Raw genomic sequence first — 14,003 nt, 5'->3', positions numbered from 1 at the left:
TCTGCCGCCAACTCTCAGCGCCGGGAGCGCACCACCTGGTAGCGGCGGGTGAAATACTCTATCGGTGCGCTCCAGACGTGAACAAGTCGAGTGAACGGGAAGATAAGGAAGATAGTCATCCCCAACACCAGATGGACGCGATACACCCACGCGACGCCGTCCAGATGCGCTGATGCGCCGCCGTGGAAGGTGACCACCGCTTGCGCCCAATCCACCAGTTTGAGCATTTCGCTGCCGTCCGGATGCTGGGCTGAGAACGGTATAGTCGTTAGCCCCAGCGCGCACTGAATCAGCAGAATGCACAGGATCAGGATATCCGCGGTGGTGGAGGTGGCGCGAATACGCGGGTTGGTCAGACGGCGCGCCAGCAGGCCAATGCCGCCGACCAGGGTCAGCACGCCGCAGACGCCGCCCAGCACCATCGCCATCACCTGTTTCTGCGACATCGGCAGGAACCATGAATAGACCCAGTGCGGCGTTAGCATCCCGAAGAAGTGGCCGAAGAAGATGCCGAGGATGCCGATATGGAATAAGTTCGACCACAGCACCATGCCCCGTTTATCGAGCATCTGGCTGGATGACGCGCGCCAGGTATACTGCCCGTAATCGTAGCGCAGCCAACTGCCCACCAGGAACACGGTACCGCAGAGGTAAGGGTAGATATCGTAAAAGAAGACGTTTAAGTACTGTATCATTTCGGGCCTCCGGCGCGGATGTCGACGTACTGCGGCGCCACATCCTGGCTAAAGCGTCGTTGATAAGCTTGCATTGGCGAGCTATCGCAAGCGGTTGCATTATCTTCAATAAACTTCACCTGTTCCTCTTCCCACACCGCATCCAGCGCCTGGCGGGTGTCGTCACGCTTCTCACTCGCTACCTGCCTGGTGACACTGTCACTATTAAGTGGGCTATCCGCCAGCGCAAGAAGGGTGTCAAAGAGTTGATAGTAATCGCATTCGCGCTGCTTTAAGCGTCCACCAAGCAACGCCAGAATAGGCGCGACGTTCTGCAGTCCTTCACGGGCATCGGCCAATGGGAGAGTGCTGAGATATTCAAGATATAAAGGCAGGTGGTCTGGTAGTTCGCGACAATCGATCTGCAGGCCCGCCTGTTCATACTGGTTCATCAGATCGACCATCGCCTGGCCGCGGTCGCGCGATTCGGCGTGTACGTGTTCAAACAGAAGCAGCGAGGTGGCGCGACCACGCTCAAACACCTCACACCATTCGGCCTGACGGTCGAGCAGCGGCGCCGCCAGTAATCGCCTAACAAACGGCGTCAGGGCGGGCGCATCGGCGCTGACCAGCGCCAGCGCCTCCTCGCGGTTATCCCACAGCGCCTCCTCGCGGTTATCCCACAGCGCGTCGTCGGGATACTCCAGCAACAGAGCAATGACTTTGAGGATCCGCATTACTCGCCCTCCCCATGTCGACGTACGTCTCCTACATCAATCGCGTCGATGCGCCGACTGTTGAACAGATTGAATTTAGTATCAGAACCATGGCAACCATCGCCAAAAGTAAAGCCGCAGCCGTTGCGTTCAGGGAAGGCGTCTTCCGCCAGTTCGCGGTGGCTGGTGGGGATCACGAAGCGGTCTTCATAATTGGCGATCGCCAGGTAGCGATACATCTCTTCCACCTGCTCGACGCTAAGACCCACTTCTTCAATCGCACGGGTATCGGTCACGCCTTCGACGGTTTGCGAGCGTTTGTAATGGCGCATCGCCATCATGCGTTTTAACGCGCGCAGGACCGGGCCGGTATCGCCGGCGCTCAGCAGGTTCGCCAGATACTGTACCGGTATACGCAGGCTTTCTACCGCCGGCAGAATGTTGCCGTTGCTCGGCAGGCCGCCGGCGTCCGCGACTGACTGAATCGGCGACAGCGGCGGCACGTACCAGACCATCGGTAAGGTGCGATATTCCGGGTGCAGAGGTAGCGCCAGCTTCCAGTCCATCGCCAGTTTATACACCGGTGATTTCTGCGCCGCTTCAATCACGTTATGCGGAATACCCTGTTTCAAGGCCTCTTCGATGACCGCCGGATCGTTCGGATTAAGGAACACATCGCACTGGCGCTCGTAGAGGTCGGTTTCATGCTCGGTGCTGGCCGCTTCTTCAATGCGGTCCGCATCGTACAGCAGCACGCCGAGATAGCGGATACGGCCGACGCAGGTTTCGGAGCACACCGTCGGTTGCCCGGACTCAATGCGCGGATAGCAGAAGATGCATTTTTCCGATTTGCCGCTCTTCCAGTTAAAGTAGATTTTTTTGTACGGACAACCGCTGATGCACATCCGCCAGCCGCGGCATTTATCCTGGTCGATCAGCACGATACCGTCTTCTTCGCGCTTGTAGATGGCGCCGCTTGGGCAGGTCGCCACGCAGCTCGGATTGAGGCAATGTTCGCAAAGACGCGGCAGATACATCATGAAGGTGTTTTCAAACTGGCCGTACATCTCCTTTTGCATCGCTTCGAAGTTACGGTCTTTGGCGCGTTTTTCAAACTCGCCGCCGAGTAACTCCTCCCAGTTTGGCCCCCAGGTGATCTTATCCATCCGTTCGCCGCTAATCAGCGAACGCGGGCGGGCGGTAGGCAAGTATTTGCCCTCCGGCGCGTTGTGCAGGTGCTGATAATCGTAGGTAAAGGGTTCGTAATAATCGTCAATCTGCGGCAGTACCGGGTTGGCGAAAATCTTCGACAACACGCTGACGCGGTTGCCCAGACGCGGAGTGAGCTTGCCGCTGATACCGCGGATCCAGCCGCCTTGCCACTCGTCCTGATCTTCCCAGTTTTTGGGGTAACCGATACCAGGCTTGGTTTCCACGTTGTTGAACCACGCATATTCCATCCCTTCGCGGCTGCTCCACACGTTTTTACAGGTGACGGAGCAGGTATGGCAGCCGATGCATTTATCCAGATTCAGCACCATTCCGACTTGTGAACGTATTTTCATTTCTTCGCCTCCTGTACCTGGTCGCGACCTTCGCCATCCAGCCAGTCAATGTTTTTCATTTTGCGGATCATAATGAACTCGTCGCGGTTGGAACCGACGGTGCCGTAGTAGTTAAAGCCGTAAGCCAGTTGGGCGTAGCCGCCAATCATATGCGTGGGTTTTGGACAGACGCGGGTGACGGAGTTGTGGATACCGCCGCGACGACCGGTCACTTCCGAACCTGGGATATTCATAATGCGTTCCTGGGCGTGATACATCATGGTCATGCCCGGCGGCACGCGCTGGCTTACCACCGCACGCGCGGTGAGGGCGCCGTTGGCGTTGAAGGCTTCAATCCAGTCGTTATCTTCAATCCCCAGTTCTTTTGCGTCGGTTTCGCTTAGCCAGACGATAGGCCCGCCGCGCGACAACGTCAGCATCAGCAGGTTTTCGCTATAGGTAGAGTGGATACCCCATTTCTGATGCGGGGTCAGGAAGTTGAGCGCTTTTTCCGGGAAGCCGTTTGGCGGCACTTCTTTCATCTGGCTGACGCTGCGCGTATCGATCGGTGGGCGATAGGCCACCAGACTTTCGCCGAAGGCGCGCATCCAGGGATGATCCTGATACAGCTGTTGCCGTCCGGAGAGGGTGCGCCACGGGATCAGTTCGTGAACGTTGGTATAACCGGCATTATAAGAGACATGTTCGCTTTCCAGGCCGGACCACGTTGGGCTGGAGATGATCTTGCGCGGCTGCGCCTGAATATCGCGGAAGCGGATTTTCTCATCCTCTTTATTCAGCGCCAGATGGGTGTGGTCGCGGCCGGTAAATTCTCCCAGCGCTTGCCAGGCTTTCACCGCCACCTGGCCGTTGGTTTCCGGCGCCAGACTTAAGATGACTTCACTGGCGTCGATAGCGCTGTCGATACGCGGACGACCTTTAGCCGGACCGTCGGGCTTGACATAGTTAAGTTTGCCGAGGAAGTCGACCTCGCTTTGCGTATTCCACGAAATGCCTTTACCGCCGTTGCCGAGCTTATCGAGTAATGGCCCCAGCGAGGTGAAGCGTTCCCAGGTGGCAGGGTAGTCACGTTCAACCAGCGCAATTGACGGCGCGGTTTTGCCTGGAATGAGATCGCATTCGCCCTTGCGCCAGTCGAGGACATCGAACGGCTGTGACAGCTCAGCCGGAGAGTCATGCTGCAGCGGCACCAGTACCACATCGGTCTCTTTATCAAGGTGGCCGACGCACACTTCAGAGAAACTTTTTGCAATGTCCTTATAGATTTCCCAATCGCTTTTCGCCTCCCAGGCCGGGTCGACGGCGGCGGAAAGCGGGTGGATAAACGGGTGCATATCCGAGGTGTTCATATCGTCTTTTTCATACCAGGTGGCGGTCGGCAAGACGATATCGGAGAACAGGCAGGTACTGGACATACGGAAATCGAGGGTCACCAGCAGATCGAGCTTGCCCTCAATCGCCGCGGTCTGCCACTCGACTTCCTCCGGCTTCACGTCAGAGGAGGAGCCAAACTCCTCGCCCTGAATACCGTTATCGGTACCGAGCAGATACTTGAGCATGTACTCATGGCCCTTACCGGACGATCCCAACAGGTTCGAACGCCAGATAAACAGGTTGCGCGGGTGGTTGTTGCCGCTATCCGGCTGCTCGGCGGCAAAGCGAATATCGCCTGTTTTTAACGACTGGACGGTGAAATCGGCCGGGGATAGCCCGGCGGCGTCGGCCTGCTGCTTGATGCTCAGCGGGTTAACGTTAAGCTGCGGCGCGGAGGGCAGCCATCCCATGCGTTCGGCGCGAACGTTGAAGTCAATCATATGGCCGCTGAATTTGCTGGTGTCGGCCAGCGGCGACAGCAGCTCCTGAGCGGTTAGTTTTTCGTAGCGCCACTGGCTGGCATGGTTGTAGAAATAGGAGGTACTGTTCATCTGCCGCGGCGGACGAGTCCAGTCCAGCGCGAACGCCAGCGGCAGCCAGCCGGTCTGCGGGCGCAGTTTCTCCTGGCCGACATAGTGCGACCAGCCGCCGCCGCTCTGGCCGACGCAGCCGCAGAATACCAGCATGTTGATCATCCCGCGGTAGTTCATATCCATGTGGTACCAGTGGTTCACACCGGCGCCGAGGATAATCATCGAACGGCCATGGGTTTTATGCGCCGTATCGGCGAACTCGCGGGCGATTTGTTCGATATGTTGACGCGGTACGCCGGTGATCTGCTCAGCCCATGCCGGGGTATAGGCTTTGACATCCGCGAAGTCACGCGCGGTGTTGGCATCGTCAAGGCCGCGATCCAGACCGTAGTTAGCCAGCACCAGGTCATACACGCTCACTACCAGAGCGTTTTCTCCACTGGCTAGCGGCAGTTGTTTAGCAGGCAGTTGATGAAGCGTTATCGGCTCCTGCTTCACGCTGCGGAAATGCGGGTTTTCGTTGCCGCCGAAATAGGGGAAGCCGACCGACACCACGCTATCGTGCATATCCAACAGCGATAGTTTTAATTCGACGTCCCGGCCGTTAGCCCGTTGTTCGAGATTCCATTTGCCTTTTTCGCCCCAACGAAAGCCGATGGAGCCGTTCGGCGCGACCAGTTCGCCGTCAGCGTTAAAGGCGACGGTTTTCCATTCCGGGTTATTACTTTCTCCCAATCCGTCAAGCAGGTCGGCGGCGCGTAGCATACGGCCCGGCGCATAGCTGCCGTCATCTCGACGGTCGAGCATCACCAGCATCGGCATATCGGTATAGGTACGGCAGTAGTTGAGAAAGTAATCGCTCGGATTATCGAGGTGGAAAGTTTTGAGGATCACGTGGCCCATCGCCATCGCCAGCGCGCTGTCGGTACCTTGCTTCGGCGCCAGCCACTGGTCGCAGAGCTTGGCGACTTCCGAATAATCCGGAGTAATGGCGATGGTTTTGGTGCCCTTGTAGCGCACTTCGGTGAAGAAGTGGGCGTCCGGGGTTCGGGTCTGCGGGACGTTTGAACCCCAGGCAATAATGTAGCTGGAGTTGTACCAGTCGGCGGATTCCGGCACGTCGGTCTGTTCACCCCAGGTCATCGGCGAAGCGGGCGGTAAATCGCAGTACCAGTCATAGAAGCTCAGGCAGGTACCGCCGATCAACGATAAATAGCGGGTACCCGCGGCGTAGGAAACCATCGACATCGCCGGGATCGGCGAAAAACCCGCGACGCGATCCGGACCGTAGTTTTTAATGGTCCAGACGTTGGCCGCGGCGATCAGTTGATTTAACTCTTTCCAACTGGAGCGAACAAAGCCGCCTTTACCGCGAATTTCTTTGTAGCTGCGGGTTTTCAGCGGGTCTTGCATGATGCTATCCCAGGCCAGTACCGGGTCGGGATGCTGCGCCAGGGCTTCGCGCCACAGCTCAATTAGCCGTTTACGCGCCAGCGGGTACTTAAGGCGGTTGGCGCTGTAGAGATACCAGGAGTAACTGGCGCCGCGCGGGCAGCCGCGCGGTTCATGGTTTGGCAGGTCCGGCCGGGTGCGCGGATAATCGGTCTGCTGGGTTTCCCAGGTGACCAGGCCGTTTTTGACATAAATTTTCCAGCTGCAGGAGCCAGTACAGTTCACCCCATGCGTGGAGCGGACAATTTTGTCGAATTGCCAGCGTTGCCGGTAGCTATCTTCCCAGTCACGGTTATTGTCGTAGACCTGACCGTGGCCGTTGGCGAAGGTTTCGCGTTTCTGCTTAAAGTAGCGAAAGCGATCCAGTAATTTACTCATGACATTTCTCCTGCTCCGCTAATGTCCGGCATCGTGCCATCCGGTAAATAGGTCGTTATGGTTGTGCTGGTTTACGGCGGCCGTAGACCAGCCAGGTCACCAGCACGCAAACCACATAGAAGACAAAAAAGACTTTCATCGCGCCTACCGGCGAGCCGGTCATGGCCAGAGAGGTACCGAAGGCTTTTGGGATAAAGAAGCCGCCGATGGCGCCGATAGCGGCGATAAAACCGAGCGCGGCGGCGGTATCGGTCACCGCTTCGTGCTGGGCCTGTTCGTCGCTGCCGCCGCGCTTTTTCACACTGTCGATGGTGAGCTGGCGGAAGATCACGGCGATCATCTGGAAGGTGGATCCGCTACCGAGACCGGCGGTTAGGAACAGGCCCATAAACACCACGTAGAAAGCGAGGAAGCTGCCGGAACCGGATCCCGGCAGGGTGAGGAAAAGCAGGCCGGTAAAGACCGCCATCAGAACGAAGTTGACCAGCGTCACCCGCACGCCGCCCAGACGGTCGGAAATGATGCCGCCGAAGGAGCGCGCCAGCGCGCCGATAAACGGGCCAAAGAAGGCCAGTTTCAGGATATCGACATCCGGAAACTGGGTTTTCGCCAGCATCGCGAAGCCGGCGGAGAAGCCAATAAACGAGCCGAAGGTGGCCAGATACAGCAGACTTAGCAGCCACATATGCGGGCGCTTCAACACCGGTAGCTGATCGCGAATCGAGGCTTTAGAACTGGCAATATCGTTCATGCCGAACCACGCGAAAACGGTGGCGATGACCAGTAGCGGCACCCAAAGCAGCGGTGAGTTGCCGAGCCACAGCATGGCGCCGCCCGGTTGCTCAACGCCGCGCACGCCCAGAAAGGTAAAAATCGGCAGAAAGATAAAAATGGGGGAGACCAGTTGCATCACGCTGACCCCGAGATTGCCGAGCCCGCCGTTAATCCCTAACGCGCTGCCTTGTTTGGCTTTGGGGAAGAAGAAGCTGATATTGCCCATACTGGAGGCGAAGTTGGCGCCGGCAAAACCGCAAAGTAACGAAATAGCGATAAATACCCAGTACGGGGTAGTTGGATTTTGTACTGCCAACCCCAGCCATAAACAAGGAATCACCAGAATAACCGTGCTAATAACCGTCCAGTAGCGCCCACCCATTATAGGTACCATAAAGGAGTAGGGTACGCGTAATATTGCGCCAGAAAGCGAAGGTAGCGCCGTTAATAAAAAAAGCTGGTCGGTAGTGAAATTAAAACCCACTTTATTGAGATTGACCGCAACCGCGCTAAATAACATCCAGACGCAGAAGGCGAGTAACAGACAAAATACGGAAATCCATAAGTTCCTGCGTGCAATGGCTTTTCCTTTATTTTCCCAGAAGTCGTCATTTTCTGGTCGCCAATCCTTTAAAAGATAATGATTCTTTTTATCACCTTCTATCGACATAACACCCTCACTAAAGCGTACGAGATCAAAAGGATAAATAAAAAAACAGCTGAAGCTGTGCAGGCTGGAATTAAGGCTCAGCTGTTTTTAATAATTGTATTGTTTGAGAATAGATAAGATTCGAGACGTGAAAGAATTCACACCGGCAATGAAGGGTGGTCAATTGTTACTAAATGTAACCTAAGCTTGAGGCAGCTCTAGCGCTATGTAATGTGTTAAATAACGAGTAAACGCTGCATCGTCAATCGCTTGCATCCCCAGCGCGTAAATGCCATCCAGCCCGCAAACCAGGGCAATCAGACGCCAGGCGATATTTTCTGCTGTATCCTGCGGCTTAAATTCACCGGCGTCGGCGCCGCGATTAATCGCCGTTACCGTTTCGTCATGCCACATGCTCATGGTAAGCAGATACGCGGCCTTAATTTCCTCATCGCTATCGGACAAAATCTGCGCTTCCCGCCACAAGCGGATATAGGGCTCTAGACGGCCATCTTCGCTGCCGAGTAATGAAAACAGGCGTTCGCTCCAGGAGGCGTCATCGGTCAACAATTGGATATCGAGCATTTCGCGGATCAAGCGGACAAAGGCCTGCGCTTTTAGCTCGCCGGTCGAGGCAAAATGATGATGTAACTGACCTGCGGCGACGCCGGCCTCGCTGGCTATCTGGCGCACGGTCATGGCGCTGAATCCGCCGTTTAGCGCCACCCGCATGGCGGCCTGCATGATAACTTCCCGACGCGCTTCCCGATTTAAGTAGTGCATAGCGACCCGTGACAAAAAGGTGATAGGGCGATGGTAACAAAAAGTTGGACAGACGTTCAACAATCCGGCAGGATCGCAATCCTGGACGCGTGTCCAATTTCGAAAATTGAGGAAAAGTAGTATGTCTCGGCAATGGTTAACGCTGATGGCGATTTTGCTGGTTTATATCCCGGTAGCAATTGACGCAACGGTGCTGCATGTGGCCGCCCCGACGCTCAGCGTCGCGCTTGGCACCAGCGGCAATGAGCTACTGTGGATCATTGATATCTATTCGTTGGTGATGGCCGGTATGGTGCTGCCGATGGGCGCATTAGGCGATAAAATCGGCTTTAAGCGCTTGCTGCTGCTCGGTAGCGCCATTTTCGGCATCGCTTCGCTGTGCGCCGCGCTGTCGCCGTCGGCGATAACGCTGATTATCTCCCGGGCGCTGCTGGCGGTTGGCGCGGCGATGATCGTGCCGGCGACGCTTGCCGGGATCCGCGGCACTTTCGCCGAAGCCAGCCAACGTAACATGGCGCTGGGATTATGGGCCGCCGTGGGCTCAGGCGGCGCGGCATTTGGCCCGCTGGTGGGCGGCATGCTGCTGGAACACTTCTATTGGGGATCTGTTTTCCTGATCAATGTGCCAATCGTGCTGCTGGTCATCGCCATCAACGCTAAGGTCGTGCCCCGTCAGCCCGCACGCCGCGAGCAGCCGCTGAATCTGCCGCAGGCGCTGATCCTGATTGCGGCCATTCTGATGCTGGTATTTAGCGCTAAGTCAGCGTTAAAGGGGCAACTGGCGCTGTGGTTGATTGCGCTGGTGGCCATCGGCGGCGCGGCTATGCTGACCTGGTTTGTCCGCAAGCAGCTGTCGATGCCCACGCCGATGGTGGATATGCGTCTCTTCACCCACCGCATTATTTTGAGCGGGGTGATGATGGCGATGACCGCGCTCATTACGCTGGTCGGTTTTGAATTGCTGATGGCGCAGGAGCTGCAGTTCGTGCATCAGAAAACGCCGTTTGAGGCCGGGCTGTTTATGCTACCGGTGATGGTCGCCAGCGGCTTTAGCGGGCCGATTGCCGGAATGCTGGTGTCGAAGCTGGGGCTGCGGCAGGTGGCGACCGGCGGTATGTTACTGAGCGCTTTAAGCTTTTTAGGACTGTCGATGACCGACTTCAGCACGCAACAGTGGCAGGCGTGGGGGTTAATGACGCTGCTGGGCTTTAGCGCCGCCAGCGCGCTACTGGCGTCAACGTCGGCGATCATGGCGGCGGCGCCGAAAGAAAAGGCTTCGGCGGCAGGCGCCATTGAGACCATGGCCTATGAACTGGGCGCGGGGCTCGGTATTGCGCTGTTCGGCCTGATCCTGACCCGCAGCTACAGTTCGGCGATTGAACTGCCTGCCGGGATTGGCGGTGAAGCAGCGGTACAGGCCTCATCGTCCATCGGCGAGGCGATGAAGGTCGCGCAATCCCTACCTGCGATACCGGCGGATTCACTAATCGCGGCGGCGAAAACCGCATTCATCAGCGCTCACAGCATTTCTCTGGCAACGGCTGGCGTTCTGCTGTTGTTACTGGCGCTGGGGATCTGGCGCGGGCTGGCCAATACGCCGGCGCCACGGTAATGTCATAGCTGAAGAGAAAGCTCCATCGCCGCGCGACGCAGCGGCGCCAGGGCTTTCTCCTTCAGCGCCGCGGCGCTCATCGAAGAGGCGGGAACGCCAACGTTTAGCGCTGCCACCACTTGGCCGCTGCGCGACAGCAGCGGTACCGCGAGCGAGCATAATCCAACTTCAATTTGTCGGTCCGCCAGCGCATAGCCCTGCATGCGAACTTTGGCGATTTCCACGCGCAATGCCGTGGGGTCGCACAGGGTATACGGGGTATAGCGCATAAGATGTGCTCGTGACAGTGTCACTTCAAGTTGTTCTTCTGGCAGCGCGCTCAGCAATACCCGTCCCATTGAAGTCGTCCATGCCGGGAGGCGGCTGCCGCGCCCCAGATCGACGCTCAGTAAGTTATTGACCGCCGCGCGGGCGATATACAGCACGTTGTCGCCATCAAGGGTGGCGGCGGAGCAGCTTTCACCTAACGTCTTACCAAGATTGTCCAGCGCCGTCTGCGCCACCTTCGCCAGCGGGGTTCCCGCCAGATAGGCATGGCCCACTGCCAGCACGCGCGGCAGCAGTTCATAGCTGCGGCCGTCCGGGCTGTGCACCATCCCCAGCGCCGCCAGGGTATACAGGCAGCGGCGCACCGCCGCGCGGGAAATTTGCGTTTTTTGACTTAACTGCGAAATGGTCAGCCGCTGGCGCTGCGGAGTAAAAGCATTGAGCACTTCCAGCCCGCGGGCGAGAGACAGCATAAAATTGGGGTCGTGCTCGGCCTGCCTGGCGCTCAGCGTAGTGTGGGTATTGTCGCTCATTGCATCTTTCTCCGTTGCAACTAAAAGCTCACGGGGCATCACTATACCGCGCGCAAACCAGGGCGCGCCGAATTGTGCCTGTTTTACCACCTCGATCACATTATTAACCGCAATTTAACAAGCGTACCGATAATCGCACAACATTTCGATTATCGCCGTTGACCATCCGCCAGGCTGGACCCTATTGTCAAAGCACAGACATCCCCGTTATGGATGTGGGTACAAAAAGTTATGCATCTTTCAGGAACAAAAAATGACTGCGACCGTAGAACGCATTGAGAGCTGGTTAGTGGATGTACCGACTATCCGGCCACATAAATTATCGATGACCACCATGGGCTGCCAGACGCTGGTCATCGTGCGCATTACCCGTTCCGATGGCGTATGCGGTATCGGTGAAGCGACGACCATCGGCGGACTGAGCTACGGCGTCGAGAGCCCGGAGGCTATCTCATCGGCCTTGACCCACTATCTAACGCCGCTGCTGAAAGGGCAGCCGGCGGATAACCTGAATGCGCTTACGGCGCGGATGAATAGCGCCATTAAAGGCAATACCTTTGCAAAGTCTGCCATTGAAACCGCGCTGCTGGACGCCCAGGGCAAAGCTTTAGGGCTACCGGTTTCGGCGCTGCTCGGCGGCGCGTTGCAAACGTCGTTGCCGGTGCTGTGGACGTTAGCCAGCGGCGATACCGTAAAAGATATTGCCGAAGGGGAAAAGCTGTTAGCCGAGCGCCGTCATCAGGCATTCAAGCTGAAGATTGGCGCACGGGAATTAGCCACCGACCTCCGCCATACCCGCGCCATTGTCGAAGCCTTAGGCGATCGCGCCAGCATTCGCGTTGACGTTAACCAGGCCTGGGATGCCGCAACCGGTGCGAAAGGTTGTCGCGAGCTGGCGGCGATGGGGGTCGATCTCATCGAACAGCCGGTGAGCGCGCAGGATAATGCCGCACTGGTGCGCCTGAGCCAGCAAATCGAGACCGCGATTCTGGCGGATGAAGCGGTCGCGACCGCTTACGATGGTTACCAACTGGCGCAGCAGGGCTTTACCGGCGCTTACGCGCTGAAAATCGCCAAGGCGGGCGGGCCGAATAGCGTGCTGGCGCTGGCCCGCGTCGCGCAGGCGGCGGGGATTGGCCTGTATGGCGGCACGATGCTGGAAGGGACCGTGGGGACCGTCGCTTCTCTGCACGCCTGGTCGACATTGTCGCTGCAGTGGGGAACCGAGATGTTCGGCCCGCTGCTACTCAAAGACGATATCGTCAGCGTACCGCTGACCTTTGCCGACGGTCAGGTGGTGTTGCCGCAAACGCCAGGGCTAGGTGTGGAGCTGGATGAAGACAAGCTGCGCTTCTATTCCCGTAAAGCATAACAGGAGAAAATAATGCTATTTAAAGTTGATATGACCGTTAATATTCCGATCGGTTTTCCCGCCGCCGAGGCGGATGAAATTAAACAACGCGAAAAAGCTTATTCGCAACAATTACAACGTGAAGGCAAATGGCGACATATCTGGCGCGTCGCCGGTCTTTACGCCAATGTCAGCATTTTCGATGTAAAAGATGCCGAAGAGTTGCATCAAATTTTAATGGGATTGCCGTTATATCCATTTATGGATATTCGCGTAGAGGCGCTGTGCCGTCATCCCTCGTCTATTCGTGAAGACGATAGCTAATAATAATAACCCATGACCTCATGCCGGGGTCACCCGGCAAATATCCTACAACGATAAGAGAGAATAATTATGAGTAATGCTTTCGTACAACAAGAAGCCGTGCAGAAATTATTACGTGAAGGCGCGGGGTTAAATGTTCCTGGCGGCAACGAACGCTTTAAAGCCATTGTCCACCGTTTGCTGGAAAATATCTGCACGCTGATCGATGACTATAACGTCACAGAAGAAGAGTTCTGGCACGCGGTAAACTATTTGCACGAGCTGGGTGGGCGCCAGGAAGCGGCGCTGCTGGCGGCAGGGCTAGGCCTTGAGCATTTCCTCGACCTGCGTCAGGACGCTATCGACGCGGCAGCGCATCGTGAAACCGGCACCCCGCGCACCATCGAAGGGCCTCTGTATGTAGCCAATGCGCCGCTGGCCGACAGCCATGCCCGCATGGATGATGGCACCGATGCCGGCGAAGTGATGTGGCTGCACGGCCAGGTTAAAGATAGCCAGGGCCAGCCGATCGCTAATGCCATCGTTGATATCTGGCATGCCAATACTCTGGGTAATTATTCGTTCTTCGATCAGAGTCAGAGCGATTACAACCTGCGTCGTCGTATCCGCACCGGTGCCGATGGCCGTTACAGCGTACGCAGCATCATGCCGTCAGGCTACGGTTGTCCGCCGGATGGACCGACGCAGAAACTGCTGGACCAACTGGGTCGCCACGGCAACCGTCCTGCGCATATTCACTTCTTCGTCTCCGCGCCGGGCCATAAACATCTGACCAGCCAGATCAACCTCAGCGGCGACAAATACCTGTGGGATGATTTTGCCTTTGCCACCCGCGATGGTCTGATTGCCGACCCGGTGAAAGTGAGCGACCGCCAGACGATTGCACAGCGTGAACTGGACGGAGAACACACCGAAGTGCGCTTTGATTTCACCCTCTGTAAAGCGCTGAGCCCCGACGAAGAGCACCGCGGCGCCCGTCTGCGCGCCAAAGAGTAATCTGCTTTAGCGGCCCCGGCTA

10 protein-coding genes and 1 pseudogene are annotated in these 14,003 nt (G+C 57.0%); 4 read left to right on the top strand and 7 right to left on the bottom strand.

From position 1 onward, the window contains the following. Window positions 1–14 precede the first annotated feature (14 nt). From narI to PGR10_RS04400, 6 genes are all read right to left on the bottom strand, one after another. The gene (narI, locus tag PGR10_RS04425; protein ID WP_015366445.1) at window positions 15–695 is read right to left on the bottom strand and encodes a respiratory nitrate reductase subunit gamma; all 681 of its coding nucleotides are present in this window, start codon (window positions 693–695) and stop codon (window positions 15–17) included. After that, window positions 692–1,411 (bottom strand): nitrate reductase molybdenum cofactor assembly chaperone, encoded by a 720-nt coding sequence (gene narW, locus PGR10_RS04420; protein WP_430923028.1) that lies wholly within the window; start codon window positions 1,409–1,411, stop codon window positions 692–694. The genes narI and narW overlap by 4 nt, the downstream gene beginning before the upstream one ends. Then, a complete protein-coding gene (narH, locus tag PGR10_RS04415) occupies window positions 1,411–2,955 on the bottom strand; it encodes a nitrate reductase subunit beta (RefSeq protein WP_047080849.1) in 1,545 nt (514 codons plus the stop codon). The genes narW and narH overlap by 1 nt, the downstream gene beginning before the upstream one ends. Then, complete coding sequence (locus PGR10_RS04410) at window positions 2,952–6,692, bottom strand: nitrate reductase subunit alpha (protein ID WP_430923027.1); 3,741 nt, start codon at window positions 6,690–6,692, stop codon at window positions 2,952–2,954. The genes narH and PGR10_RS04410 overlap by 4 nt, the downstream gene beginning before the upstream one ends. Window positions 6,693–6,747: 55 nt before the next feature. Continuing rightward, on the bottom strand, window positions 6,748–8,136 hold the full coding sequence (locus PGR10_RS04405) for a NarK family nitrate/nitrite MFS transporter (protein ID WP_430923026.1): 1,389 nt from the start codon (window positions 8,134–8,136) through the stop codon (window positions 6,748–6,750). Window positions 8,137–8,316: 180 nt separating this feature from the next. Beyond that, window positions 8,317–8,898, bottom strand: a complete 582-nt coding sequence (locus PGR10_RS04400; RefSeq protein ID WP_087859567.1) for a TetR family transcriptional regulator — start codon at window positions 8,896–8,898, stop codon at window positions 8,317–8,319. A 121-nt stretch (window positions 8,899–9,019) separates the two neighbouring features. On the opposite strand from PGR10_RS04400, the gene PGR10_RS04395 reads away from it, so the two are divergent. After that, the gene (locus PGR10_RS04395; protein ID WP_047067687.1) at window positions 9,020–10,510 is read left to right on the top strand and encodes an MFS transporter; all 1,491 of its coding nucleotides are present in this window, start codon (window positions 9,020–9,022) and stop codon (window positions 10,508–10,510) included. Between the two features lie 2 nt (window positions 10,511–10,512). Here PGR10_RS04395 and PGR10_RS04390 read toward each other — a convergent pair whose 3' ends face one another. After that, complete coding sequence (locus PGR10_RS04390) at window positions 10,513–11,349, bottom strand: IclR family transcriptional regulator domain-containing protein (protein ID WP_271032587.1); 837 nt, start codon at window positions 11,347–11,349, stop codon at window positions 10,513–10,515. Window positions 11,350–11,519: 170 nt separating this feature from the next. Between PGR10_RS04390 and PGR10_RS04385 the strand changes: the two are divergent. The 3 genes and pseudogenes from PGR10_RS04385 to catA all read left to right on the top strand — a co-directional run bounded on the left by PGR10_RS04385 (window position 11,520) and on the right by catA (window position 13,981). Beyond that, window positions 11,520–12,682 (top strand): annotated as a pseudogene (locus PGR10_RS04385) (muconate cycloisomerase family protein). Window positions 12,683–12,694: 12 nt separating this feature from the next. Then, a complete protein-coding gene (catC, locus tag PGR10_RS04380; protein ID WP_015366454.1) occupies window positions 12,695–12,985 on the top strand; it encodes a muconolactone Delta-isomerase in 291 nt (96 codons plus the stop codon). Between the two features lie 69 nt (window positions 12,986–13,054). Then, window positions 13,055–13,981, top strand: a complete 927-nt coding sequence (catA, locus tag PGR10_RS04375) for a catechol 1,2-dioxygenase (protein ID WP_430923025.1) — start codon at window positions 13,055–13,057, stop codon at window positions 13,979–13,981. The last annotated feature ends 22 nt before the right edge of the window (window positions 13,982–14,003 follow it).

This window comes from Klebsiella sp. 141198 (genome assembly GCF_050600785.1).
In the GTDB taxonomy this organism is placed as follows: domain Bacteria; phylum Pseudomonadota; class Gammaproteobacteria; order Enterobacterales; family Enterobacteriaceae; genus Klebsiella; species Klebsiella aerogenes.
Note: the sequence above shows the minus strand (reverse complement) of the source record. Positions and strands in the feature narration are given on the sequence as shown.